The sequence below is a fragment of the Paenibacillus sp. FSL K6-4396 genome, from assembly GCF_038002525.1.
GTDB lineage: Bacteria > Bacillota > Bacilli > Paenibacillales > Paenibacillaceae > Paenibacillus > Paenibacillus amylolyticus_B.
Map to the genome: position 1 here is coordinate 49,609 of NZ_JBBOCR010000001.1, position 25,777 is coordinate 75,385.

The window sequence follows — 25,777 nt, forward strand, 5'->3', positions numbered from 1 at the left end:
AGTTACACAACTATATTCTCCGAAGCATGTATAAGGAAATGGGAACAGATGAATACTATGGTCAAGATATCACACTAAACGTTCTGGGACTTTCCTCTACCCATTAAGGAACAGTAGTTGAAAAATCTTCTCGAGAAAGTGGGGCAACATGTGAAATGAAAGCTACTGGTATTGTCCGCCGTATAGATGACCTTGGTCGTGTGGTCATTCCAAAAGAAATCCGCCGTACGTTACGTATTCGTGAAGGTGATCCACTGGAAATTTTCGTGGATCGTGATGGAGAAGTTATCCTTAAAAAATATTCGCCAATTGGCGAACTTGGTGATTTTGCCAAAGAATATGCAGAATCCCTGTATGAGAGTACAGGACATGTAACGATGATTTCTGACCGGGATACCATTATCACGGTGGCAGGTGGTTCGAAAAAAGAGTATTTGGACAAGCAGGTAGGTCAACTGTTAGAGGGATGTATGGAAAACAGAAAGACCATTTTGGAAACCAACAACGGTTCTTATGAGCTTAGCAAAGATCATGACGAGACGTTATCCTCTTTTGTTATTGCGCCGATTATTTCAGGTGGTGACCCCATCGGAACGGTTATCCTGTTCAATAAGGATGAATCGGTGAAGATGTCTCAGATGGAAGTGAAGATGTCCGAGACAGCTGCTGGTTTCCTTGGCAAGCAAATGGAACAATAGACCGCAGATCAACTCCTGGTGCCCTGTCTTGGGCATACGGGAGTTTTTGCATTTCAAGGGACAACGAAGATAATCCGGATGATTGTGATGGGGAGGGTTAGTCTGTGTGCCTTCAGGCAGTTATAATAGCAAGGTATGCTTAAAAGGATTACGCAGGAGGGACTTATGAAACAGCCATCTACAGGCTCAAGGCTGCTACAGGGTGCATTTATACTTGGTCTTGCCGCCATTATCTCCAAAATCATTGGTGCTTTTCAGAAGATTCCGCTGCAGAATCTGGGAGGAGACGGTGTATTTGGCATTTATAATACGGTGTATCCGTTATATATGCTCATTATCACGCTTGCTGCTGCAGGACTGCCGCTGGCCGTATCCAAATTCGTAGCAGAACAGAACGCACTCGGAAGACCAGACGAGAGCAGAAGAATTATTCGACTATCTTCCCTACTGCTCGGGGGAATTGGAATTATAATGGCGCTCATGATGTATGCAGGTGCGCCGCTGATCGCTGACATGATTGGCAACCGTCATGTGGTTCCATCAATTCGTGCTGCTTCGTGGGCGTTGTTGTTCGTACCGTTGATGACAGGGCTGCGTGGATATTTTCAGGGATTACAGCAGATGGTTCCAACAGCGGTATCACAAGTGGTGGAGCAGACGATACGTGTCACCGTCATGATTGTTCTGCTTCTGTGGTTGATGAGACGGGACGCTTCGCTTGAGACGATTGCCGCTGGTGCAATGATGGGCTCCGTTGCTGGTGGAATGGTTGGGCTGTTAACCATGTTAGGGTACATGGTGCGTCATCGGCGGAAAGACAGGGAAGTGGTCACAGGGCAATTGGATTCGGAATGGAGCAGTAATGGCGGAGAGGTTGGATCAGAACGTCAGGAGCATCAAGAGCATAGACCAGTTACGCCACAGAGGAAAATGGTGAGTGCTGTTAGCCCCGCTCTGGCAGAACGATCACGATCCAATGGTGAGTGGATCAAGACGCTGCTCATGTACGCCATTCCCGTCTGTCTCGGGTCGCTGGCTGTACCGCTGATGAATCTGGTAGATACCTTCACCGTGCCCCGATTGCTGCGGGGAGAAGGACTGGATGAGCTTCAGTCGATGGTTTCCTTTGGCATCTACAACCGTGGATTGCCGCTGGTTCAACTGGTGACGATGCTGGCTACGTCACTATCTGTGCTGTTTATTCCGGCGATGGCGGAAGCCCGATTAAAGGGCGGGCCAGAAGCCGTCCGGCAGCAAGCAGGCCTCGCGCTGCGCTGGTTCTGGTTGATCGGCCTGGCGGCATCCGCGGGTCTCGCGGTGCTGGCGGAGCCGATTAACCGCATGCTGTACGGAGATGCCGCAGGCACCGAAGCACTGCGGTACATGGCGCTGACGGCTGCGGGCAGCACCGTCAGCATTATTGCGGCGGCGCTGCTGCAAGGCCTCGGCGCCGTGCGTGCACCCGCGTTCAGCATGCTGGCCGCCGCAGGCGTCAAGGCACTGCTGAACGTCATGCTTGTGCCGGCGCTGGGCATCAGCGGCGCGGCTCTGGCAGGCGCAGTCGCCTACATGCTGGCGGCTGGCATGAATGTGGCGTTGCTGGCGCGACTTGTCGCCCTGCGCCCTGCCCCTGGCGCCGTCCTGGCGAAGCCGGCGCTGGTGATCGCCGCCATGAGTCTGGCGGCGTTAGGCACGGCCTGGGCCGCCGAAGCGGTACTCGGCGGCATGGGTATCGCGGCCGACCGTCGGCTGGCCGCGATGGGCGTGAGCCTGCTGGGCATTGCCGCAGGCTCGGCCGTGTTCTTGCTGGCGGCGGCCCGGACAGGGCTACTTACCGCCGCAGAGCTGGCGGTCGTGCCCAAGTTAGGGCCTCGCCTTGCCAAGCTGCTGCACAGACTGCGTGTGCTGCGCTAGCTCCATGCTCACGGTGCTTCTACACCCAGCACAGCTAATATACAATTATAGGATATCGAATGATTCTGGTATAATACATGTAATTAGTCCTGTTCAGACACGAGGATTATGAGCCTGGACAGGGTAGTCCGGATGGAGGTTTATGTAATGAGTGCAGCTTTAACCGTAGTGGGTCTTGGATCTGGAGATGCAGACCAACTGACCGTAGGTATTATCAAAAAAATGAAACAGGCAGCTACGCTGTATGTACGTACCCTGGATCATCCCGTATTGAATGATTTGAAGCAGGAGGGACTAAAGATGACATCATTTGATGGCATCTATGAGGCGAAGTCCTCCTTCCCCGAGGTGTATGATGAGATCGCGAATCAACTGATAGAAGCCGCTCGCAAGGGTGAGGCCGGAACGGAGATTGTGTATGCCGTACCCGGTCATCCGATGGTAGCAGAAGCAAGTGTACGCCTGCTCAAAGAACGTTGTCCGCAGATGGGTATCTCATTGCGTGTCATGGGCGGGGAGAGCTTCCTAGATGAAGCTTTTATACGACTTGGATTCGATCCAATCGAAGGGTTTCAACTCCTGGATGCCAGCAGCCTGAACACAGAACTGGTACAACCACAGCTACATACGTTGATCGGACAAGTCTACGATGTGTTCACTGCTTCGGATGTGAAGCTATGCCTGATGGAGGTTTACCCGGATGATTATCCGGTATTTGTTGGTCACGCGTTGGGTGTACAGGACCAGGAGGTCATTCACAAGATTCCATTGCACGAACTGGACCGGATCGAAGGGTACGGCAATCTGTCACTGATCTATGTGCCGAAGAACACTGATGATGCCCTGCGTCGCAGATCCTTTGCGCGTTTACATGAGATCGTCAATATTCTTCGCAGTCCGGGTGGCTGTCCATGGGATCAGGAGCAGACACATCAGTCCATTCGCAAAAACCTGATTGAAGAGACCTATGAGGTCATTGAGACGATCGATGAGGATGACCCCGACCATATGAAAGAAGAGCTGGGTGATCTGCTGCTGCAGATTTTATTGCACTCCCAGATGGAAGAAGAAGTGGGCACATTTAATGTGTATGATGTCATCGAAGGTTTGAATGATAAGCTAATCTTCCGCCATCCACATGTTTTTGGAGATAATCAGGCAGAAGATGCGAATGAAGCTCTTCAGAACTGGGAACAGATGAAGGCAGAGGAGAAGAAGCGCAAAGGCCAGGATCAGCAGAAGGTTTCCGTGTTGGATGGTATACCGCGTGACTTGCCTGCGTTGATGAAGGGATACAAGTTACAGAAGAAAGCAGCCAAAGTAGGCTTTGACTGGGATGATGTTGAAGGTGTGTTTGCCAAGATCGAGGAAGAACTGGCGGAGTTGAAAGAAGCGGTGCAACAAGGCCAGTCTGCGGAAGAACGGAAGCTCGAACTGGGTGATTTATTATTCGCAGCTGCGAACGTTGCAAGATTCATCGATACGGACCCGGAAGAGGCGCTTGCTGCGACCAACCGCAAGTTCTTCGGGCGGTTCCAGTATATCGAGGAGCGTTTGCGTGAACAGGGAAGAACACCAGCAGATAGCAATGTAGAAGAGATGGAGCAATTCTGGCAGGATGCGAAGAAGGCAGGATTATAACGGGTTCAATTTTCTGGGAAAGCCAGATAACTTTATTCCATTCATGCTATGCAGTGTGTTATGATAATACGAACATGTGTTCATCTGTGTAAATTGGAGTTGGTGTTTAGCGACAGATGGTTTCGGGTACTGGTCTTAGACTGTTGCCTGCGGAACATCGACAAAAAGCTAAAAAAAGTCGCGGACCAAGGCAGGATTTCAGATACCAAGCCAGAATACATGTGTAGTGACCTAACGCGAATCAGCGGCAATCGATGCATTGTCAGGAATCGCAGATACTTTTTTTTCAATTTGGGAGGCTTTTAAAAATGAACAAAACAGATCTGATTAACAACATTTCAACCAAAAGTGGTTTGACTAAAAAAGACGTTGAGTCCGTATTGAACGGCTTTTTGGGAGAAATTACAGATGCACTTGCCAGCGGAGACAAAGTACAATTGATCGGCTTTGGCACTTTTGAGACCCGCAAACGTTCCGGTCGTACCGGACGTAACCCACAAACAGGGAATGAAATCGTGATTCCTGAGTCCACTGTTCCTGCATTCAAAGCAGGCAACAAACTTAAAGAAGCCGTAAAATAATGCGTCTTGATAAATTCCTGAAGGTCTCCCGGCTAATCAAACGCCGCACTGTGGCCAAGGACGTCTCTGAACAGGGACGTGTTCTGGTGAACGGACGTGAAGCAAAGCCCAGCGCCGCTGTCAAAGTGGGCGATGAGCTGACGGTTCAGTTCGGTCAGAAACTGGTCACCGTGAGGGTGGAACGAATTGCCGAGAGTACTAAGAAGGATGAGGCGAGCAGCCTCTACACCTTGGTGAAGGAAGAGCCGATCGCCAAGGATAACGGAATGAACTGGTAACAGTACATCTGGTTTTAAATATTCAATCAATGCAAGTTGAATCGAAACGTCCTTCTGTAACAGGGAAGGGCGTTTTTGTTTTTTTACTGGATACCGGGTTATTTGTTCAACAACGCTGGTTCTATTCCAACCTCCTCATCCATAAGCTAGGTGTAAGAAGGAGGGGTACATGCCATGGTTGAGCACGGTAAGGCCAAACAGCATCATCTGAGCATGCAGAATCGGAAACTGCTGGATCTGACGGGTGTCTCCAACGTGGAGAGCTTCGACAGTGAGGAATTTTTGCTGCAGACTGAACTTGGGCATCTGACCATCCGGGGGCACAATTTACATATCAAAAACCTGAGCCTGGAGGAAGGTCTCTTATCCATTGAAGGCACAGTTAGCTCTCTGCAATATCTGGACCCCGGTTCCCAGAACAAGAATAGTAAAGGCCTGTTTGGCAAGATGTTCCGATGAGTCCGGATACTCAATGGATCACATTGATGTGGATGCTTACTTCGGGGGTCGTGATGGGAATGGCCTACGACAGTTACCGGGTACTGTCCGGACAGCTGCGGTTTCCGAGATGGAGTATTCACACGCTCGATCTGTTGTACTGGGTTGCTTCCGCGCTGTTCGTTTTTCGGATGCTATACGCCGGAAACCACGGACAGTTGCGGTTTTATGTCTTTTTGGGGCTGATTATAGGGGTTTGCTTCTATTTTTGGCTTTTAAGTGTTACAACCCAGCGTTTTGTGGTAATGTTAATTAAACTCGCAAGAACGCTGATTCATTGGTGTGGACATATCCTTAACATCCTGATCGTTATGCCGGCTAAAGGAATTTATAAGTTAATTCGCGTATTATTCGGTTTTGTAATTGCGATACTATTATTCCTGGGCAGGCTGGTGCTGCAGTGTTTGGTACCTTTCGGCAAGTTGTTCCGCTGGATGTTTAGGCCGCTCCTGAAATATTGGGTAACGCCACGCTTCATGATCCGTGTGGGTACAAGAATTGCAGCGATATGGAAACGCTGGTTTTAAGGAGGTCCGTAATGGGTAAAACACCTGTGGGCAGATCAAAGGCTCCAACTAACCAAGGAAAATCTGCCGGTGCAAAAAGGCGCCTCATGCTTTGGATGACGTTTATGATTGTATTTGTAATATGGGCAGGATATACATTCCTTGTGCAGACTGCACAAATTTCGGACAAGAGTTCTCATCTGGCCACTCAGCAAGCTTCAAAGGAAGATACGTTGAAGAAGCTGGAACAGTTGAAGTACGAAGTCAGCCGGTTGAATGACCCTGAATACATAGGACAGCTGGCACGGAAAAAAGGATATTATCTTCCTGAGGAAACGCCGATCCAGGTTGAAGAGTCAGGGAACTGATGGAATTCGGTCTATTACCGAGCTAGGTTTGTTATCCGTGTGTCTGAAGCCGTTAAACCGGAAAAAATAGGCTCTCTGATGGGGTAGTGTTCAGTTGACCTTGGTTTATGGCATAAGGTATAATTACATTAGCGCAGCATTGATTTTGGCATTCAAAAAATCGGGTTGTATATTTTTAAGGGAGGATCATTTTATTCTATGGCAATTGAAGTGGGCACCAAGTTAGAGGGCAAGGTGACAGGAATCACGCATTTTGGAGCATTTGTGGATCTGTCAGGAGGTGTCACGGGTCTCGTTCACATCTCGGAAATCGCCGACAATTACGTCAAAGATGTCAACGACCACCTGAAGCTGAATGACCTCGTTACAGTGAAGGTTATCAACGTTGACAAGGATGGCAAGATCGGACTTTCCATTAAGCAAGCTGTTGACAAACCGGTTGAGCAACAAACCCAATCTAGACCCCCGAGAGCTCCTAGACCGGAACGCAGTGGAGGAGATCGCGAACGATTCAGCGGCGGAGGCCCAAGTGGTGGCCAAGGTCGTGGTGGTGGCGGCGGTGGATTTAACCGTGGTGACCGCGGAGGCCGTTCTTTCAAGCCCGCAGCAGGCAAACCTTCATTTGAGGATAAAATGTCACGCTTCCTGAAAGATAGTGAAGAGCGGATCTCTTCGCTTAAGAAGAACACAGAAGGCAAACGCGGAGGCCGTGGAGCCAAGCGTGTGTAATCTGTCACAACCTGATCTAAACATATAAGTAAAACCGTTAGCCTATGGGCTAACGGTTTTTTTGCGTTTCTTTCACAGATGAGTAGTTGAATAGCTTTTTTTGTAAGGTGAAGCTCCATATCCCCAGTTTTTCTGCACGGCAAAATGAAACCATAAGAACATTTGTCGTCTACCATTTTTTACCGACAGGTTTCCGTGGCATTCCACAGTTATCCTGCTCAAATGGTGGCGAGACCCAACCATCTCCGGTTCAAAATCAGACATTCCGTTTGTCGGAATCAAGTAGGGGAATGAATGAAACTACAATAAGGCCGGGGGTTTCGCTCCACCGCGCCAGACTCATTTCTTTTGTCGTAAACTTTTTGGACCCTGCCCACCTATTCTGACAAACTACGTCTTCTATTCTATCTATAATCAGAACCATCGAGAACGAAACACGAAAATTCAAATTAATCGAATGGGGTGCCTTGAGGATGATGGAAAAGTGGAATGTCATTCAATTTCCGGGAATGAAAGCAGGTAAAGGTGGTACGGAAGCTCGGGAGGAGCTGTCGGTACGTCTGAAACATTGGCTTGGCTCCCGCAAGGCTGTCCAGATGGTTGCTTCCCGCAAATGGGTACTGCTGCTTACGTTTATGGGTTTCCTGCTCGGAAAGGCAATGATTCTGAATGAGTTATCTCCCTTTGCCATTGCGTACTTTGCCGTAATTGCTTTCATGCGCAGGGATTACATCATTCCGGTAGGCGCTGCACTTCTCGCAGGCAGTCTCTTTGCACCGTTTCCAGTACCACTCATTGTTGCATCGGAGATCGCCATCTTTTATCTGCTCTTCCGCGGTCTGGAGTCATATGATCGTGCTGAATTATCTTATGCGCCAACGATGGTGTTTACGACTACATTTATGGTCAAATTATTCGCGGTTGTGATCGGGCCATCCTTCAGTTGGTACGCCATGCTGATGCTCACGATGGATTCCGTACTAAGCTTTGTGCTCACCCTTGTTTTTATACAAGCCATACCGATCTTCACCTACCGCAAAAAAAAGTTCAGCCTAAAGAACGAGGAGATCCTCTGCCTAATCATATTGCTCGCTTCCGTTATGACGGGAGCCGTAGGGTGGACCATTCAGTCTTTATCCGTCGAGCATATGCTCTCCCGTTATCTCATATTAATCTTTGCGCTGGTGGGCGGAGCCCCCCTGGGAGCCTCAGTTGGGGTTATTACGGGCTTGATTCTGAGTCTGGCTGACATGTCAGCGGTATATCAGATGAGCCTGCTTGCTTTTGCCGGGATGCTGGCGGGTATGCTTCGAGAGGGCAAACGTGCGGCGGTTGCACTGGGCATGCTACTGGGTTCGTCCATTCTATCCATATATCTGGGAGGACCGGGCGACGTTATGAACTCATTATGGGAGACGTGTGCAGCTATCGTACTATTCATGTTAACACCTAAAAGCCTGATGACGGCGATATCCAAATATGTACCGGGTACGCAGGATCATACGAAATCCCAGCATGAGTATGCCAAACGGATACGGGATATCACGGCAGAACGGGTAACCCGATTCTCGCAGGTATTCCGTCAATTGTCACGCAGCTTTGATCAGATGTCCGGGGCGGGCGAACAAGTACAGAAAGAAGGTGGAATGGATCATTTCATGAATGCGGTTGCCGAGGGCACATGTGCAAGCTGCTTCAAGCGTACACAATGCTGGGATGCAAAGTTTATTCAAACCTACAAATATATGACGGACGTGATGAGTACGATTGAAGCAAATCCGGAGATCTCAGGCAAGCAGATTCCAGTGGACTGGAACAGGGTGTGTGCGAAGCCGGAAGAGGTACTTGAAGTCATGCGTGCCCAGTATGGACTGCATCAACATAACATGCAATGGAAGCGTCAAATTATTGATAGCCGGCAACTGGTTGCAGAGCAATTGTCCGGTGTATCTCAGGTCATGGAGGACCTGGCCAAAGAAATTCAGCGGGAAAGTGATGAGATGGTACAGCAGGAGGAGCAGATTCGGGACGCACTGGAGTCATTAGGTTTGTCCATTCACTCCATTGAGATCATCAATCTGGAAGCGGGCAACGTAGAGATTGAAATTGTACATGCATATACACGTGGATTCGATGAGTGCCGGAAAATGATTGCTCCGCTGATCTCGGATGTACTGGACGAGCATATTGCCGTCTTGCATGAGACCATGACCGATCCTCGTCAGGGACTGGCAACCGTCACGTTTGGTTCGGCCAAAACCTTCGAGGTTACCACGGGTGTTGCTGCCGCCGCCAAAGGAGGAGATGTGATGTCAGGCGACAGCTTCAGTACGGTTGAGTTAGGCAACGGTACATTTGCAGTGGCGCTCAGTGATGGAATGGGCAATGGAGAACGGGCACGGATGGAGAGCAGCGCGGCGCTGAACATACTGGAGCAGTTGTTACAGTCCGGCATGGACGAGAAACTGGCGATCAAATCCGTGAACTCCGTTCTGATGCTGCGCTCCCCTGAAGAGATGTATGCAACAGTGGACATGGCACTGATTGATGAATATACGGCAGAGACAACGTTTATGAAAATCGGATCGACGCCAAGTTTTATCAAACGAGGACAGGAGGTTATTCAGGTTTCAGCCAGCAATTTGCCAATCGGTATTATTAAAGATATTGAAGTGGATTTGGTGACAGTACAGCTACAACCAGGGGATATCCTCATTATGATGACGGATGGCATCTATGATGCACCGGGGTATGCGGTGAACAAAGAGTTATGGATGAAACGGCTCATTCAAGAGATTGATACAGATGATCCACAAGATTTGGCCGATTGCCTGCTTGAAAGTGTCATAAGATATCAGCAGCATGAGATATTGGATGATATGACCGTCGTTGTTGGAAAAGTAGAGCATTTCCGCCCTGAATGGGCCACACTGCGTGTGCCTGGCATCAACCGAATGGAGCGTCCACGGACCGTCAGTTAATTGCATATTCTTCTGTTTGAAGTCTCTTCATTCTGGCAATGCTAGTCATAGAGTTGGAGAGTAACGAATAACGGAGGGATATCGGATGAAGCAAATCTTATTGATCACCGACGGTTGTTCCAATGTAGGACCAAGTCCGGTGCTGGCAGCGGCCGAAGCACAGGAAGAGGGAATTACGGTTAATGTGGTTGGTGTGATTGATTATGGAACCATTGGTGAGTTGGGCAGTCGGGAGATTGAGGATATTGCCAGAGCCGGAGGTGGAATCAGTCAAATTGTAGGTACACGGCAGCTTGCCCATACGATGCAGATGATGACAAGGAAAACGGTGGTTCAGACCATTCAGCAGGCGGTTAATAGAGAGTTAACACAAATTTTGGGAGAGAAGGAGCCCAAAACGGTAACCGATCTGGAGCCTGCACAACGCGCCCGGGTCGTGGAAGTGATGGATGATATGGCTGAAACTACAGCCTTACAGGTTATATTGCTAATAGACGTCAGTGCCAGCATGAAGCCCAAACTGGCTGCGGTAGAAGAAGGCATTCGTGATTTAATGTTAAGTTTGCAGGCGCGTATAGGTCAGAGCAAGCTTTCCGTATTTCATTTTCCCGGACGACACAGTGGAGAAGATGCGGTAATGGATATTGACTGGACAACGGATCCAGGCCGTGTTCGGTCCCTGTTTGGTAGGTTGCAGATGAAGGGTGCAACGCCGACAGGTCCTGCAATTCAGAAGGTGATTGATTTTTACCGTTATGGTACACTGGAGAAACAGCAGGAAATAGAAGGGAACTATCGCATTGAAAGAGAAGGGATGCTCGGTGACAACGTTGTCTGACGCCTCTTTCCCGCCAGGAACCGTGGTTACAGGGAAATGGAATCGCAGTCGTTACACGATTCGGAAGCTACTGGGCAAAGGAGCAAATGGCATCGTTTTTCTTGTCCAACGGGGTGAAAATGGCAAACACTACGCGCTAAAAATGGGATTTGATCCGGTTGATCTGCAATCGGAAGTCAATGTGCTCAAATCTTTTCAACTACAGCGTAATCATGAGGCCCTTCGGCAGAGCGGCATTCCTTCCTATCTTAAAGATGTGGATGATTATGCCGTTCGTGGCCGGGATATTCCCTTTTATGTGATGCGTTATGTTCGAGGTGAGGCACTTCATCACTTCATTCGGCGTCAGGGGACAGACTGGACACTTCTGGTGGGACTTAGACTCTTGCAGAAGCTGGCACAATTGCATCAGGCGGGATGGGTGTTTGGTGATCTCAAACCTCAGAATGTGTTGGTATCCGACTATGGGCAGGTGGAATTGATCGACTACGGCGGAGTTACGTCGATTGGTCGAAGCGTCAAACAGTTCACTGAATGGTATGATCGGGGCTTCTGGAATGCAGGCAGCCGTACAGCAGATGGTACCTATGATGTATTTGCATTTGCACTATTGTTGATTCATGTACTTGAAGCAGACGCGCTCAAGGCACTGGCAGCCGAAGGATTACCGCAACTGCGAAGTGTGAATCAGCTTGTAGCGCTGGTGGAGCGCAGTGAACGACTGGGTCCTTTTCGCAATTGGACGACTCAGGCATTACGAGGTCAGTTTCGTGATGCAGGTCATGCGGCACAAGGATGGAAGGAAATGATGGCACGCCCCACGCCTCTCCGCCGTCGTTCCAAAAGTACAACACCGCGCTGGCTTAAAAACGCATTTGCTGTATCTGTGATATTACTTATTGGAGTGCTCATCTATGCACTACTTTTTTGATCTGTGAGAGTGCATATACATAACGCAAGGAATGAGGAACAGGTATGGAGGCTTTACGCTGGAACATGCTGGTGAAGAACGTGCTGGATGCAGCGGAAGAGCATCAGTTATGGGTTCCCGGGGATCGGATTGTCGTCGCAGTATCGGGCGGGCCGGACTCGGTAGCTTTTTTGCATATCATGCACGAGATCAGCAAGCGGCATGTGCCACTTGAATTGATCTGTGCCCATGTACATCATGGCTTCCGGAGTGAATCTGATGACGAAGCGGAGAAAATGATGGAACTGGCACAGCAGCTTGGTATACCATTTGAATGGACCAAGGCCGATGTACCTTCATATATGGAGCTTACGGGTCAAGGACCACAGGAAGCAGCCCGCAACAAGCGATATGCCTTTCTTCATGAAGTGGCTTCCAAATATAATGCAGCAAGCATCGCTTTGGCACATCATGCCGATGATCAGGCGGAGACGGTCATGCTTCATTTGCTTCGTGGAACCGGCTTGTCGGGACTCTCAGGAATGAAGTTTAAAAGACGAGAAAAAAATGTGGAACTTATTCGTCCATGCCTTCGTATAAACAAGACAGACCTTGTAGAAGCTTGTAATACCCAGGGTTTTATGTATTTCAATGATGAGAGCAACGCCCTGCGTAAATATCGGCGTAATGCCATTCGCTTGGATGTGCTTCCTTTTTTGGGGCAGTATAATGGACAACTCACGCCGTCATTGAATCGGCTTGCCGAAATTGTGGGTGATGAAGACGATTTCATGGAGCAGAGTGCACATGACACATACAGGTGTCTAGTGCAGGTGAACGGCGGAAGGCAAACCTTTGAGGTGCCTTCCTTCTTGAAGTTACATGTCGCTTTACAACGAAGGTTGATTAAACTAATATTGAATTATCTGCCTTTGGACAGTGATTTTGTCGACTTTACCCGTATAGAAACCATTCGGCACAAGGTCATGGAGACCCATGTGACGACCTGGAGCCTGGATATAGGACAGACACTCGCCTGCACTCGGGAGTATAATCTGATTTCTTTTGGCATACGGACGGACGTACAGGATCAATCTTACGAATATCGTCTTGCGCAATGGAGTGGAACTTATGAGCTTTCACTCACCCCAATTAACCGGCATATTCGGTTGATGACGGTGAGTCCCGAGGACTATCATGTACCGGAATCGGCGGATCAAGCCGCGTTTGATGCGGATCAACTGCTTATGCCGCTGGTTGTGCGTTCACGGTTACCTGGAGATACCATGAAAGTGATGGGATTAAACGGAAGCAAAAAGGTGAAAAATATTTTCATCGATGAGAAAATCCCCCCATCTGTCCGTCCACGTATTCCTGTGGTATGTGATGGAGCAGGTCATATCATCTGGTTACCGGGTGTTCGACGGTCCAATGTGGCTCCTGTCAGGGAGGGCACTTCCGCAATCCTGTACATGACTGTAGGCGATTCAGCGATTCAGGGGTAGTGGTTATGGTTCAGGTAAGGCTTTCATAGTATAACTTAGGAGGTTCGCACAGTTGCAGAACGACATTCAGGAAGTATTGATCAGTGAAGAAGAAATTCAGAGTAAAGTCAAGGAATTAGGCGCAACACTAAGTGCCGAATATGCAAATCGCAATCCTTTGGTCATTTGTGTGCTCAAGGGTGCGTTTATATTTATGGCTGATTTGGTTAAAAACATAACGGTACCTGTTGAAATGGATTTTATGGCGGTATCCAGTTATGGCGCTTCAACCAAGTCATCAGGTGTTGTCAAAATCATTAAGGATCTGGATGTATCCGTTGAAGGACGGGAAGTTCTGATTGTCGAAGATATTATCGACAGCGGACTTACACTCAGCTATCTGATTGAACTGCTAGAAAACCGCGGTGCCGAGTCGGTGCGTGTGGTTACGCTGTTCGACAAGCCTTCAGGCCGTAAAGTTGAGTTGGAAGCTCATTACACAGGCTTTGACATTCCTGACGCGTTCATCGTTGGTTACGGTTTGGATTTTGCGGAGAAGTACCGGAACCTGCCCTATATCGGGATTTTGAAGCCGGAAGTCTATAGTAGCTAATATCCTGCCCGACCCAAGCCTTGAGCTGTTCTTGGCTTCTGTTGAGAAGCCATGTCGGGCTATGTTAAAATAATTAAAGTGTCTCGAGAGGAGGTAGGGGATGAATCGGTTCATCCGGAATTCTGGTTTTTATTTGATTCTTTTTTTAGTTGTGGTGGGGATAGTCCAGTTCGTCAGCAATGGCGGCGAAGCCACCGATAATCCTAGATATGATCAGTTGCGTGCAGCGATCAAAGCCAACAATGTCTCTGAATTGACGGTTCAATTCAACGGTCAAACGTATCTCGTGACCGGTCAATACAAGAAGGCACCTGATGGCGCCAAATCAGAAAATTTCTCAACGTATATTCCTCCTACGGATGAGGCAATTAGTGAGCTTGTAGCTGCAAGTGAAACTAACAATTTCCAATATCATCAGGAGCCAATGAAAGGTGACAGCATCTGGTTGACGTTGCTGACTTCCTTTATTCCTTTGATCATTATGTTCCTGCTGTTCTTCTTCCTGTTTAATCAGGCTCAAGGCGGCGGCGGTAAAGTAATGAACTTTGGTAAAAGCCGTGCTCGTCTCTACAACGAAGAGAAGAAGCGGGTTACATTTGAAGATGTTGCGGGTGCTGACGAAGAGAAACAGGAACTTGTTGAGGTTGTAGACTTCCTCAAAGACCCTCGTAAATTCGCAGCTGTAGGTGCACGGATTCCTAAGGGCGTGTTGCTCGTAGGCCCTCCAGGTACCGGTAAAACATTGCTCGCTCGTGCCGTAGCCGGTGAAGCGGGTGTACCATTCTTCACTATTTCAGGTTCCGACTTCGTGGAAATGTTTGTCGGTGTCGGTGCATCACGTGTACGTGATTTGTTTGAAAATGCGAAGAAAAATGCCCCGTGTATCATCTTTATCGATGAGATTGATGCTGTAGGACGTCAGCGTGGTGCTGGTCTCGGTGGTGGTCACGATGAACGTGAACAGACACTCAACCAGTTGCTCGTTGAGATGGACGGATTCGGAGTTAACGAAGGTATTATCATCATAGCCGCAACGAACCGTGCAGATATTTTGGACCCTGCCTTGCTGCGTCCTGGACGTTTTGACCGTCAAATTACGGTTGACCGCCCTGACGTAAGAGGTCGTGAAGCTGTCCTGAAAGTACATTCCCGTAATAAACCACTGACCAAAGATGTGAAGATGGATATCATCGCGAAGCGTACAACAGGTTTCTCTGGTGCGGATTTGGAGAATCTCTTGAACGAAGCGGCATTACTTGCAGCGCGTCGTAACCGTAAAGATATTTCCATGAAGGAAGTTGACGAAGCGATTGACCGTGTCATCGTTGGTACGGAGAAGAAAAGCCGTGTCATCAGTGATCGCGAGAAACGAATCGTTGCTTATCACGAAGCAGGTCATACCATTGTAGGGTACTTCCTCGAACATGCTGATATGGTACATAAAGTGACCATTATTCCGCGCGGACGTGCGGGTGGATATGTAATCATGTTGCCAAAAGAAGACCGTATGCTGGTTACCAAGCAGGAATTGCTGGATAAAGTAACCGGACTTCTCGGGGGTCGTGTAGCTGAAGAATTGTTCATCGGAGAAATTGGTACTGGTGCATACAGTGACTTCCAGCAAGCGACAGGTATTGTTCGCAGCATGGTTATGGAATACGGTATGAGTGAGAAATTGGGACCTATGCAATTCGGAAGTTCACAAGGACAGGTATTCCTTGGTCGGGATATCGGTCATGAACAGAATTACTCGGATTCCATTGCTTACGAGATTGATCAGGAAATGCAACGCTTTATCAATGACTGTTATGAGAAGTGTAAGGACTTGCTTGTTAAACATTCAAAAGAGATGCACCTGATCGCTCAAACTTTGCTTGAGGTTGAGACTTTGGAAATGGATCAGATCAAGCAATTGATCGAAACAGGTTCTTTGACTCCAAAAGCAGAGAATGACAATGATGGTGAAGGCACACCAACTGAAGGCGGAGAGCCAATCATCGACACCATCGGTGATGTGCGTGTTCGTATTCAAGGTAAAGATGAAACGCCTGAGCCACCAGCCGGAGATATTCCAAACGAAGCTCCGAATCTGGAAAAGGGTAATAACAATAACCCGGATGATGGCGGAACGAAGCCAACGTCTTAATGCACAATACATCTGGCTATGATAGCAGGTGAAATCAAGAGAGCCCTCGAGGCTCTCTTTTTTTATCCATTATTTTAAAAGAGGATAGATAAAGATAAACGGGAGTTAGATGGCGAACCAGTTAGCAAACAGGTGGTTACAGCGCTGTTCCGGGCCTTTTTCATTTATTGACAGAGTCGTGAACGTTGTGTAAATTAGTTGTTAAACCGCTTGTGATTCGTTTCTCAAGCGAAGATAACGACTTAGGTTAGCCCACGAAACAGCGCATGACGCTGTCCCGATAAAGGAGAGGATCACAGGTGGAAGCTCTGGCTTTAGAGCGCAAGGCTGAGATGAACCGCGAGCTGCGTGAGCGGCTTATGGTGTTGAAGAAGGAACGAAATGCCATTATTCTTGCCCATTATTATCAACGTGACGAAGTACAGGAGGTTGCCGACTTCCGTGGAGATTCATTTCTGTTAGCCCAGAAGGCAGCACAGACAGATGCGGATGTGATCGTTTTCTGTGGTGTTCATTTTATGGGTGAAAGCGCTAAAATTCTGGCGCCAAATAAAACAGTTATTATCCCGGACGAACGTGCGGGCTGCCCAATGGCAGATATGGTGAATGTGGATGGACTACGCAAATTGAAAGCACAACATCCTAATGCCAAGGTGGTTACGTATATCAATTCCTCGGCTGAGATCAAAGCAGAGACTGACATCTGTTGTACATCGGCGAACGCAGTCCGGGTTATTCAATCGGTGGATTCCGACGAAATTATCTGGGTACCGGATAAAAACCTGGGACATTATGTGCAGCAGCATACAGACAAGAAAATGATTATCTGGGAAGGTTACTGCAACACTCACGATATGCTCACAGTCAAAGATGTGGTGGAGATGAGAGCCAAGCATCCAAATGCAGAGTTTGTTGTCCATCCAGAGTGTCGCCCTGAGGTTGTAGAGATGGGTGATTTTGTAGGCAGCACAACAGCTATTCTGGAGTATTGCAAAAATTCATCAGCGAAGGAATTTATCGTAGGTACCGAAGATGGTACAGGATATCAGCTTCGTCTGGATAGTCCGGATAAACAGTTCCACTTTGCTACCAAGTTCCTCGTATGTCCCAACATGAAGGTGAACAACTTGAAGAAACTGGTGAAATGCCTGGAAACGATGAAGCCGCAAATCTACGTGCCACCGGCCGTTGCCGACAAAGCCAGAGAATCACTAGAGCGCATGTTGTTGGTAAAGTAGGATGCGCTACTCTTGCTCCAAGACAGGTGAATAACATGATACCGCAATATTTAGTTGATTTTGATCTGTCTGCGCTACCCATGGTAGAGACGGATGTACTGGTTATAGGCTCAGGAATTGCTGGTTTGTTTACCGCCATTAAGGCAAGTGAACAACAACGTGTATTAATGATCACGAAGAAGTCTTTACTTGAAAGTAACACCAGATATGCGCAGGGAGGCATCGCTGCGGTTATTGCTGAGGATGATTCACCTGCTTACCACTTGCAGGACACACTTGTAGCAGGAGCGGGCTTATGCCGCTCCGAAGCGGTAGAGGTATTGGTGAATGAGGGTCCGGACGGAGTGAAGGAACTGATTCGTTTGGGTACTTTATTTGATCTGGAGAACGGCGAGTTGGCGTTGACGCAGGAAGGTGCGCATAGCCACCGCCGTATTTTGCATGCCAACGGAGATGCAACAGGATATGAGATTGTACGTGCGCTTGCTGTTGAAGTGAATGAACATCCCGGGATTGAAGTATGGGATGAGCATTTTGTTGTTGACCTGATTACAGATCGAGATCGAGGGGAATGCATTGGCGCTCTGGTTCAGAAGGATGACGGATCCCAAGTGTTCGTTAAGGCACAGGCAACTGTTCTTTGCTCTGGTGGGGCAGGACAACTGTACCGATACACGACGAATCCGGATGTAGCTACTGCCGATGGTGTAGCCATGGCCTATCGGGCTGGGGCTATTGTTCGTGACATGGAATTTATCCAATTCCACCCCACCTCTCTTTGTTACCCTGGGGCCCCGCGCTTCCTTGTGTCAGAAGCCGTACGTGGCGAAGGAGCATATTTGCGCAATGTGAAGGGTGAGCGCTTCATGGATCGTTATCATACCCAGCTTGAACTGGCCCCACGCGATATCGTGGCACGAGCGATTGTTAGTGAGATGGAGTCCACCAACAGTACCTTTGTGTATCTGGACATTACACATGAACAGCCAGAGATGATCAAGCATCGGTTCCCTACCATATATGAGACTTGTATGCGTTATGGATTAGACATGACAACGGACTGGATTCCCGTTGCACCTGCTGCCCATTACATGATGGGTGGAGTGAAAACGGATTTAAGTGGAGAGAGCAGCATCTCCCGATTATTTGCTTGTGGCGAGGTGTCTTCTACAGGAGTGCATGGAGCCAACCGTCTGGCAAGCAACTCCTTGTCAGAAGCGATTGTATTTGGCCGGAGAATTGTTGATCGCATTCAATCACTTTCCCCGCTCGGTTCATTACAAGTAAGAGGGGCTGCGCATTCATCTGTGGACATGAATAACAAGATCAATAAGATCACGGAAGAGCAAAAGCCGGTATCCGAAAGACGTTTACGATTACAGAAAATGATGGTTCGTCAGGTAGGCTTGCGCCGGAATGGTGAGGACCTGCAGAAGGCCATGGACAAGCTGCAACAGGAATTGCAATTTTTTGATCAGACACTCATGCATAAGGAAGAGCTGGAGTATGCCAACCTTCTGACCTGTGCCTGGTTAGTTACCAGCGGTGCATTACATCGCGAGGAGAGTCGGGGGGCTCACTATCGTGAGGATTTCCCGGCACGTGATGATATCGTGTGGCAGAAGCATAGTCTGCAGCAGCGAGAACAAGCGATTGTGGAGGAATTGATGTCATGATACTGAATGGATATAATGAAGGGCTTATCGAATCGATCAAAAACTGGCTTCGTGAAGATGTTGGTGCAGGTGACGTTACAACAAGTGTGACGATCCCGGCAGGCAACCAATCCAAGGCCATTATACACGCCAAAGACAATGGTATTATTGCAGGCATGACCGTAGCTGAACTTGTATTTCAAGTCGTTGATCCTGATCTTGTATTTTCACCGAAGGTAACAGACGGCGACAAGGTTGCCCATGGCACGATTTTGGCCGAGGTAGAGGGAAGTACACATTCACTGCTTACGGGGGAACGACTGGCACTTAACTTGCTGCAACGTATGTCCGGAATAGCTACGCGTACGCGTGCCTACGTGGATGTGCTGGATGGTCTTGAGACCAGGCTCGTGGATACACGTAAGACAACGCCGGGCCACCGACTACTTGAGAAATACGCAGTGCGCGTGGGTGGCGGAGCGAATCATCGATTTGGACTGTACGATGCCGTTATGATTAAGGATAACCACATCAAGGGTGCAGGCGGAATCACCGAGGCGGTACAGCGTGCGCGAACCGTTATCCCACATACGATGACGATTGAAGTGGAGACTGAAAATCTGGAGCAGGTGAGAGAAGCCTTGCAAGCCGGGGCAGATATCATTATGCTGGATAACATGCATCCAGAGCGGATGCGTGAAGCGGTTGAACTTATTCGTGAACAGGCTCCTCATGTGAAGGTTGAAGCATCCGGTAACGTGTCTCTTCAGACCATTCGTGGTATTGCAGAGAGTGGTGTGGATGTAATTTCGGTTGGCAGGTTAACCTATTCCTTTGAGAGCCTGGATATTAGTCTGGATTTAAATGAAAAGAAAGAGGGGTGAACCTCTTTGATTCTAGTTGTAGACGTGGGGAACAGCAATATGGTGCTCGGCGTATATCAAGGCCGGGAATTGCTGCACCACTTTCGTCTGAGTACATCACGTCAGTCAACAGTGGATGAATACGGCGTATTGATTTATAATTTATTTCATATGTCCGGCATCAGGGCAAGTGACATCGAAGGTGTCATCATCTCATCTGTGGTTCCGCCACTGGTGAATGTAATCGAAGCGATGTGTGAGAAGTATGTAGGCAAAAAAGCTTTGCTCGTTGGGCCTGGTATCAAAACTGGCTTGAATCTGCGATACGAGAACCCTCGTGAAGTGGGTGCAGATCGTATTGTTAATGCAGTGGCAGCCGTTGAGAAGTATGGCGGCCCTCTCGTCGTGGTCGATTTTGGTACCGCAACGACCTTTGACTGTATTGACGAGAAAGGTCACTACCTGGGGGGAGCTATTGTACCTGGCATTCAGGTCGCCACTGAAGCGCTCTATGAGCGGGCATCCAAGTTGCCTCGTATAGAGCTGGAGAAACCTAAAAAGGTCATTGGCCGTAATACTATTCATGCTATGCAAGCGGGTATTATATATGGCTATGCAGGGCAGGTAGATGGTATTGTAGAACGTATTCGCGAGGAGATGGGAGCGAAGCCCCGAGTTATCGCGACGGGTGGTCTCGCTACACTTATCGCAGAAGAAACCCGTAGTATAGAGGAAGTTGATCCGCTGCTTACGCTTGAAGGGCTGCGTATTATATATGAGCGGAACCGGGAAAGGTGAGCATAGTGACGGCATACAGCGGGCTGAGATTACAGCTTAAGTGTTGTGCCGTTTTTTCTGTGTTACGACTATTATGGCGATACGCCAAAGGAGGCTGAATGACTTGGAAAACAACAACAAGCATGACCGGTTAATTCGTGGTACAGCAATGAATGGAAAGGTAAGAGCCTTTGCTATCCAGACTACGGAACTGGTTGAGGAACTACGCAGAAGACACGATACGTTTCCCACGGCTACAGCTGCCATGGGGCGTACGGTTACAACAGCAGCCATTATGGGTGCAATGCTCAAAGGTGAAGAGAGGTTAACGGTACAAGTCAACGGTGATGGGCCCATTGGACAGATTGTAGCTGATGCCAATGCGAAAGGCGAAGTACGAGGATATGTTTCTAATCCGCATGTACATTTGCCAAGCAATAGTGTGGGAAAACTGGACGTTGCAGGCGCAGTTGGAACGGAAGGTTTCATCAACATAACGAAGGATTTGGGACTGAAAGAGCCATATCGTGGCAGTGTGCCTATTATTTCAGGAGAACTGGGCGAAGACTTCACGTACTACTTTGCTCAATCGGAGCAAACCCCTTCTGCTGTAGGCGTTGGTGTGCTCGTTGATACGGATAATTCCGTTATTGTCTCAGGTGGATTCATTATGCAGCTGTTGCCGGGATTGACAGATCCAGAGATCACGGCGATCGAAAACGCCATTAGTACGTTGCCGCCAGTGACGACGTTGCTGGAGCAGGGACTTGAATTGGAAGAGTTGCTTCGCCGATTGTTGCCAGATGTACAAGTGATGGAAGGATTGGATATTCATTTTAGCTGTGAGTGTTCACGTGAGCGGGTAGAGAAGACACTAATCAGCCTGGGCCAAACGGAGATGGAGCAATTAATTGAAGAAGAGGGCCAGGCTGAAGTGGTCTGCCAATTCTGTAATGAAGCCTATGACTTTAACAAAGAACAACTTGAGACCATCCTAGAGCAAGCCAAGAACTGATCTATGCGGGGACGGGATGCGGAATGACAAGACAGGAAAAAGGGTTGTGGACGGCTGTAATTGTCTTGACGCTAGGTATGCTGGTCATGGGTAGTGTGATGGCTATGCATGGTCTCAGACAGGGCAAAGACGAGGCAGATGCATCCCATGATGCTAATACGGAAGAAGGAAGCACCGTAGCGACGATCAACGGAGAAGTTATCACGGACAAAGAGTGGACCGATGCGCTGAAAAGACGCTATGGCAGCGAGTTATTACTCCAGATGTTAAACCGTAAAGCAGTATTTGCCGAAGCAATTGAACGCAAGCTGACAGTCACTCCCCAAGAGATTGCAAGAGAACTTGCCGCCGCGATGGATGGGTACGATTCAGAGAAATCATATTTTGACGAAATGAAGTCTCAATTGGGCCTGTCGAAACAGGAACTTGAGTTGGAAGCCGGCTACAGGCTGCTGCTTGAGAAAATCGCAACGATCGGCATACAGATCAAGGATGCAGATATTGAGCATTACTGGACTGAACACCGTGAGGATTACGTTTCCCCCGAGAAATATGACTTGTCCATCATCGTAGTGAAGGAAGAAGATGAAGCCGATTCCTTACTGGATGCGTTGGAGAAGGGGGAGGACTTTGAAGAAGCTGCTCGCAAGCAATCGACAGACAGCTTCTCTCGTGATGCTGGTGGCAGGCTGGGATGGATTGAGCGCAATGATCCATTCCAGTCAGAAGAAATCCTTCAACTTGCTGCCGGGCTGGATATAGGCGATATTGCTGGTCCAGTTCAAGTGGAAGAGGGCTATGCTATTATCAGACTTAATGATAAAGAAGAACGCCAGGTGCAGTCGGCCGAAGAGGTTCGTGAGGAGATTCGAATGCAACTGGCTCTGAGTCAGGCTGATCCGTTGCCGCAGGTAGAGCAAATGTTGCGTAACAAGTATGAAGCCGTAATCCTGTCCGAGATTCCTGCCTCCTGAATGCAATGGAAAATATTGTATCGTACTACTGCATCTTGATAAAAATACTCTGTCTGCGGTCTTAGGGCCTAAGGCAGAGTATTTTTTTTGAGTACTCATATTGACAATAAGGGTTAACGTTGATAAGATGAAAATAATAAATACCTACTCGTTTACTCGGATATAAAATATTTATTTATGAACAAAGAAACTTTCGGAAACCTCCACCCTGTCTAGAAATCTTAGCAGTAAGGGATAGGATCAACAGGATTTCCGCAGTTCTTCTATAACAGCTAGAGGCTACCGGCCGCACAGTATAGGTTAACAGGACTCAAGTTTTATTCATCCACTAAGGAGGGCATTCATATGGCTAAAGTAGTTAATAACGTAACAGAACTCATCGGAGGTACTCCGCTTGTTCGTCTGAACCGTATCGTACCTGAAGGCAGTGCTGAAGTATTCGTGAAGCTGGAGTACCAGAATCCAGGTTCAAGCGTGAAAGACCGTATCGCAATTAGCATTGTGGAAGAAGCGGAAAAAGAAGGCAAGCTGAAACCAGGTGATACCATTATCGAAGCAACAAGTGGTAACACGGGAATTGGACTCGCGATGGTGGCTGCAGCCAAAGGCTACAAGTCCGTTATTGTAATGCCTGAGACGATGAGCTTGGAACGTCGCAACTTGCTTCGTGCATATGGTGCTGAGCTTGTGCTTACACCTGGAGCTGAAGGTATGAATGGTGCTGTTAAAAAAGCCGAAGAACTGCTGAAAGAAAACCCATCCTATTTCATGGCTGAGCAATTTAAAAATAAAGCCAACGTGAAGATCCACCGTGAAACGACTGGCCCTGAGATTGTTGAAGCAATTCAATCTGTAGGCGGTACGTTGGATGCTTTCGTTGCAGGAATCGGTACAGGTGGAACAATTACAGGTGTAGGGGAAGTGCTGAAAGAAGCTTTCTCTGGTATTAAAATTGTTGCAGTTGAGCCAGCAGCTTCGCCAATTCTCGCAGGCGGCAAACCAGGACCTCATAAGATCCAGGGGATTGGCGCCAACTTTATCCCTGAGATCCTTGATCAGGAAATCTATGATGAGATCATTCACATTGAGAATGATGATGCCTTTGAGACCGCTCGCCAAGTAGCGAAGGAAGAGGGCATTCTGTCTGGTATTTCTTCCGGTGCGGCGATCCGTGCAGGTCTTCAGGTTGCGAAACAGTTGGGTGAAGGCAAGCGCGTGGTCGTAATCGTGCCAAGTAACGGCGAACGTTACCTCAGCACACCTCTTTACAACTTCGAAGGCTAAGTCTACAAATGACAAAACCAATCCTCCTTGCCCGTATGACGGGTATGGAGGATTTTTGGCGTAATGCTTTTAAAAGGGGCGACGCTTTAGTATACTATCAGACAATAGAACTAGCGACAGATGGAGGGCGGCACACCGCAATGACACACCTGATGACAACATACGCCGACTGGATGGAGTGGGCTGAACAAGGCTGGACCATGATGCCCTATATCACAAAGTCGGATGAGGGACCGTATCATGGCGGTTTACCGTTATCGTGGGAGGCAGCCTGGGAGCAGGCATCACCATACGCAATTGTGCTGGAGAATGGCAAAGGCGGGAGATATACATTTCTGGGGTTAGACCCCGTATCCGTTATTTCCGGTAAAGGTCAAGAATCGGTTATTCATGATGTGACGCAAGGAACCACCTCGACGGACAGCGGTAAGCCGCTTGATGTATTGAAGAGATGGACTGCCCCATATAACGCACCCAAGGTTAATGGGGCTCCAGACTTTGGGGGTGGATACGCAGGTTATCTCAGTTACGATGTAACAAGATCATTGGAGAAGCTTCCAGTCTTGGCTGAAGATAATCCGGCTCTACCGGATTATTGGTGGATGCGCTTTGAAGAAATATGGGCGTATGACCATGAGCAACAGGCACTTTTCTGCATGGTTCATCTGGCTATAGAGCCTAACCGGAACGAAACGGATATCCGTAGTCTATATTCAGCGGCAGAAGCACGAGCGACAGCGATGCAGAAACGTTGGCTTCATATTATGGGGGCTGCACAGGCTGAGGAACAACAACATGCACTGGAACGCCGCAACAAGCAGGTCAATCGTACCCCGCAGCCTGAAGATGCGGAAAGGGAATCGGAAGGATGGGAAACCTCCTTTCCCCAGGAGGACTTTGAACAAGCTGTGCGTACGGTACAGGAATATATCAGGCAGGGCGATGTGTTCCAGGTGAATCTGTCCTTAAGACAGGAAAAGCGTCTTCATTCGAGCGCTGAGCATATTTATGAATGGCTGCGCCTTGTGAATCCATCACCATATATGGGTATGCTGCGTAGTCCAGACTTTCAACTGGTAAGTGGTTCTCCCGAACTTCTGGTCAAAGTGGAGAATGGCAAAGTCAGTGCACGTCCCATCGCAGGGACCCGAAGAAGGGGCCGGGATGAAGCAGAGGACAAAGCTATGGCGGATGAACTGCTCAGCAGTGAGAAGGAACGGGCGGAGCATATTATGCTCGTTGATCTGGAACGGAATGATATCGGACGGATTGCAGCCTATGGTTCGGTTCATGTGCCTGAATTGATGACCATCGAGAAGTATTCCCATGTCATGCATCTCGTTTCCCAGGTGGAAGGCAGGCTGGCAGAAGGGTTATCCGTATTTGATGTGATCGCTGCGACATTCCCGGGTGGAACGATTACAGGAGCCCCGAAAGTCCGCACCATGGAGATTATCGAGGAACTTGAGCCTGTGCGGCGTGGGCCTTATACGGGTTCCATCGGGTGGATGGATTACAGTGGGAATATGGAATTGAACATCGTCATTCGTACACTTGCCATCAAGGATGGTATTGGCTATGTACAGGCGGGTGCAGGTATTGTTATTGATTCCGATCCATATCGGGAATACAAGGAATGCCGCAACAAGGCAAGAGCGATGATGAGAGCTGTGAATTACAGCGAAGAGGCGGAAGCAAGCAGAGCTATTGAACAAGAACAAGCGGAGCGAACAGAAGCTGTTAATCAAAAATAAAACGAAGCAACCGTCACTTTCATTGACGGAAG

Annotated in this window: 23 protein-coding genes; all 23 read left to right on the forward strand. The window is 48.5% G+C overall.

The window, feature by feature from the left end:
* Positions 1-155: 155 nt before the first annotated feature.
* The 23 genes from spoVT (at position 156) to MHB85_RS00345 (ending at position 25,745) form a co-directional block, all read left to right on the forward strand.
* Positions 156-698, forward strand: a complete 543-nt coding sequence (spoVT, locus tag MHB85_RS00235) for a stage V sporulation protein T (RefSeq protein WP_036606123.1) — start codon at positions 156-158, stop codon at positions 696-698.
* Positions 699-863: 165 nt separating this feature from the next.
* Positions 864-2,612: a putative polysaccharide biosynthesis protein gene (locus tag MHB85_RS00240; protein WP_341072208.1), complete on the forward strand. Its 1,749-nt coding sequence runs from the start codon at positions 864-866 to the stop codon at positions 2,610-2,612.
* A gap of 147 nt (positions 2,613-2,759) precedes the next feature.
* On the forward strand, positions 2,760-4,253 hold the full coding sequence (gene mazG / locus MHB85_RS00245) for a nucleoside triphosphate pyrophosphohydrolase (RefSeq protein ID WP_341072209.1): 1,494 nt from the start codon (positions 2,760-2,762) through the stop codon (positions 4,251-4,253).
* 308 nt (positions 4,254-4,561) lie between these two features.
* Entirely contained in the window at positions 4,562-4,834 is a 273-nt protein-coding gene (locus MHB85_RS00250) for an HU family DNA-binding protein (RefSeq protein WP_017691362.1), read from the forward strand.
* The gene (locus tag MHB85_RS00255; protein ID WP_017691361.1) at positions 4,834-5,112 is read left to right on the forward strand and encodes an RNA-binding S4 domain-containing protein; all 279 of its coding nucleotides are present in this window, start codon (positions 4,834-4,836) and stop codon (positions 5,110-5,112) included. Before MHB85_RS00250 ends, MHB85_RS00255 begins: the two co-directional genes overlap by 1 nt.
* 174 nt (positions 5,113-5,286) lie before the next feature.
* The gene (gene yabP / locus MHB85_RS00260; protein WP_105602444.1) at positions 5,287-5,571 is read left to right on the forward strand and encodes a sporulation protein YabP; all 285 of its coding nucleotides are present in this window, start codon (positions 5,287-5,289) and stop codon (positions 5,569-5,571) included.
* Complete coding sequence (gene yabQ, locus MHB85_RS00265; protein ID WP_105602442.1) at positions 5,568-6,137, forward strand: spore cortex biosynthesis protein YabQ; 570 nt, start codon at positions 5,568-5,570, stop codon at positions 6,135-6,137. Before yabP ends, yabQ begins: the two co-directional genes overlap by 4 nt.
* Positions 6,138-6,148: 11 nt before the next feature.
* Positions 6,149-6,484, forward strand: a complete 336-nt coding sequence (locus tag MHB85_RS00270) for an FtsB family cell division protein (RefSeq protein WP_017691358.1) — start codon at positions 6,149-6,151, stop codon at positions 6,482-6,484.
* A 198-nt stretch (positions 6,485-6,682) separates the two neighbouring features.
* Positions 6,683-7,213: a S1 domain-containing RNA-binding protein gene (locus MHB85_RS00275; RefSeq protein ID WP_017691357.1), complete on the forward strand. Its 531-nt coding sequence runs from the start codon at positions 6,683-6,685 to the stop codon at positions 7,211-7,213.
* A gap of 473 nt (positions 7,214-7,686) precedes the next feature.
* On the forward strand, positions 7,687-10,194 hold the full coding sequence (spoIIE, locus tag MHB85_RS00280; protein ID WP_179198589.1) for a stage II sporulation protein E: 2,508 nt from the start codon (positions 7,687-7,689) through the stop codon (positions 10,192-10,194).
* Positions 10,195-10,279: 85 nt separating this feature from the next.
* Positions 10,280-11,032: a VWA domain-containing protein gene (locus tag MHB85_RS00285; protein ID WP_091018321.1), complete on the forward strand. Its 753-nt coding sequence runs from the start codon at positions 10,280-10,282 to the stop codon at positions 11,030-11,032.
* Positions 11,016-11,963, forward strand: coding sequence for a serine/threonine protein kinase (locus MHB85_RS00290; RefSeq protein WP_036668459.1), 948 nt, complete (start codon positions 11,016-11,018; stop codon positions 11,961-11,963). Before MHB85_RS00285 ends, MHB85_RS00290 begins: the two co-directional genes overlap by 17 nt.
* 44 nt (positions 11,964-12,007) lie before the next feature.
* Positions 12,008-13,447: a tRNA lysidine(34) synthetase TilS gene (gene tilS / locus MHB85_RS00295; RefSeq protein WP_192136396.1), complete on the forward strand. Its 1,440-nt coding sequence runs from the start codon at positions 12,008-12,010 to the stop codon at positions 13,445-13,447.
* 52 nt (positions 13,448-13,499) lie between these two features.
* Positions 13,500-14,039, forward strand: a complete 540-nt coding sequence (hpt, locus tag MHB85_RS00300) for a hypoxanthine phosphoribosyltransferase (protein ID WP_017691352.1) — start codon at positions 13,500-13,502, stop codon at positions 14,037-14,039.
* A gap of 100 nt (positions 14,040-14,139) precedes the next feature.
* Positions 14,140-16,185 carry an ATP-dependent zinc metalloprotease FtsH gene (gene ftsH, locus MHB85_RS00305; RefSeq protein WP_036606115.1) on the forward strand — a complete coding sequence of 682 codons (2,046 nt, stop codon included), beginning with the start codon at positions 14,140-14,142 and terminating at the stop codon, positions 16,183-16,185.
* A gap of 299 nt (positions 16,186-16,484) precedes the next feature.
* On the forward strand, positions 16,485-17,423 hold the full coding sequence (gene nadA / locus MHB85_RS00310) for a quinolinate synthase NadA (RefSeq protein WP_036606114.1): 939 nt from the start codon (positions 16,485-16,487) through the stop codon (positions 17,421-17,423).
* Between the two features lie 35 nt (positions 17,424-17,458).
* On the forward strand, positions 17,459-19,099 hold the full coding sequence (gene nadB / locus MHB85_RS00315) for an L-aspartate oxidase (protein ID WP_341072210.1): 1,641 nt from the start codon (positions 17,459-17,461) through the stop codon (positions 19,097-19,099).
* A complete protein-coding gene (nadC, locus tag MHB85_RS00320) occupies positions 19,096-19,962 on the forward strand; it encodes a carboxylating nicotinate-nucleotide diphosphorylase (RefSeq protein WP_341072212.1) in 867 nt (288 codons plus the stop codon). The genes nadB and nadC overlap by 4 nt, the downstream gene beginning before the upstream one ends.
* 6 nt (positions 19,963-19,968) lie before the next feature.
* A complete protein-coding gene (locus MHB85_RS00325) occupies positions 19,969-20,739 on the forward strand; it encodes a type III pantothenate kinase (RefSeq protein WP_341072214.1) in 771 nt (256 codons plus the stop codon).
* 73 nt (positions 20,740-20,812) lie between these two features.
* Complete coding sequence (gene hslO, locus MHB85_RS00330; protein ID WP_341072216.1) at positions 20,813-21,733, forward strand: Hsp33 family molecular chaperone HslO; 921 nt, start codon at positions 20,813-20,815, stop codon at positions 21,731-21,733.
* Between the two features lie 23 nt (positions 21,734-21,756).
* Positions 21,757-22,707, forward strand: coding sequence for a peptidyl-prolyl cis-trans isomerase (locus tag MHB85_RS00335; RefSeq protein ID WP_341072217.1), 951 nt, complete (start codon positions 21,757-21,759; stop codon positions 22,705-22,707).
* Between the two features lie 345 nt (positions 22,708-23,052).
* Positions 23,053-23,991 (forward strand): cysteine synthase A, encoded by a 939-nt coding sequence (cysK, locus tag MHB85_RS00340; RefSeq protein WP_036606108.1) that lies wholly within the window; start codon positions 23,053-23,055, stop codon positions 23,989-23,991.
* A gap of 140 nt (positions 23,992-24,131) precedes the next feature.
* A complete protein-coding gene (locus MHB85_RS00345) occupies positions 24,132-25,745 on the forward strand; it encodes an anthranilate synthase component I family protein (protein WP_341072218.1) in 1,614 nt (537 codons plus the stop codon).
* Positions 25,746-25,777 lie beyond the last annotated feature (32 nt).

What these genes read in the sequence shown, in the direction of transcription:
- spoVT (WP_036606123.1), top strand. Translation starts at nt 156, where the DNA reads ATGAAAGCTACTGGTATTGTCCGCCGTATAGATGACCTTGGTCGTGTG.
- MHB85_RS00240 (WP_341072208.1), top strand. Translation starts at nt 864, where the DNA reads ATGAAACAGCCATCTACAGGCTCAAGGCTGCTACAGGGTGCATTTATA.
- mazG (WP_341072209.1), top strand. Translation starts at nt 2,760, where the DNA reads ATGAGTGCAGCTTTAACCGTAGTGGGTCTTGGATCTGGAGATGCAGAC.
- MHB85_RS00250 (WP_017691362.1), top strand. Translation starts at nt 4,562, where the DNA reads ATGAACAAAACAGATCTGATTAACAACATTTCAACCAAAAGTGGTTTG.
- MHB85_RS00255 (WP_017691361.1), top strand. Translation starts at nt 4,834, where the DNA reads ATGCGTCTTGATAAATTCCTGAAGGTCTCCCGGCTAATCAAACGCCGC.
- yabP (WP_105602444.1), top strand. Translation starts at nt 5,287, where the DNA reads ATGGTTGAGCACGGTAAGGCCAAACAGCATCATCTGAGCATGCAGAAT.
- yabQ (WP_105602442.1), top strand. Translation starts at nt 5,568, where the DNA reads ATGAGTCCGGATACTCAATGGATCACATTGATGTGGATGCTTACTTCG.
- MHB85_RS00270 (WP_017691358.1), top strand. Translation starts at nt 6,149, where the DNA reads ATGGGTAAAACACCTGTGGGCAGATCAAAGGCTCCAACTAACCAAGGA.
- MHB85_RS00275 (WP_017691357.1), top strand. Translation starts at nt 6,683, where the DNA reads ATGGCAATTGAAGTGGGCACCAAGTTAGAGGGCAAGGTGACAGGAATC.
- spoIIE (WP_179198589.1), top strand. Translation starts at nt 7,687, where the DNA reads ATGATGGAAAAGTGGAATGTCATTCAATTTCCGGGAATGAAAGCAGGT.
- MHB85_RS00285 (WP_091018321.1), top strand. Translation starts at nt 10,280, where the DNA reads ATGAAGCAAATCTTATTGATCACCGACGGTTGTTCCAATGTAGGACCA.
- tilS (WP_192136396.1), top strand. Translation starts at nt 12,008, where the DNA reads ATGGAGGCTTTACGCTGGAACATGCTGGTGAAGAACGTGCTGGATGCA.
- ftsH (WP_036606115.1), top strand. Translation starts at nt 14,140, where the DNA reads ATGAATCGGTTCATCCGGAATTCTGGTTTTTATTTGATTCTTTTTTTA.
- nadB (WP_341072210.1), top strand. Translation starts at nt 17,459, where the DNA reads ATGATACCGCAATATTTAGTTGATTTTGATCTGTCTGCGCTACCCATG.
- nadC (WP_341072212.1), top strand. Translation starts at nt 19,096, where the DNA reads ATGATACTGAATGGATATAATGAAGGGCTTATCGAATCGATCAAAAAC.
- hslO (WP_341072216.1), top strand. Translation starts at nt 20,813, where the DNA reads ATGGCGATACGCCAAAGGAGGCTGAATGACTTGGAAAACAACAACAAG.
- MHB85_RS00335 (WP_341072217.1), top strand. Translation starts at nt 21,757, where the DNA reads ATGACAAGACAGGAAAAAGGGTTGTGGACGGCTGTAATTGTCTTGACG.
- cysK (WP_036606108.1), top strand. Translation starts at nt 23,053, where the DNA reads ATGGCTAAAGTAGTTAATAACGTAACAGAACTCATCGGAGGTACTCCG.
- MHB85_RS00345 (WP_341072218.1), top strand. Translation starts at nt 24,132, where the DNA reads ATGACACACCTGATGACAACATACGCCGACTGGATGGAGTGGGCTGAA.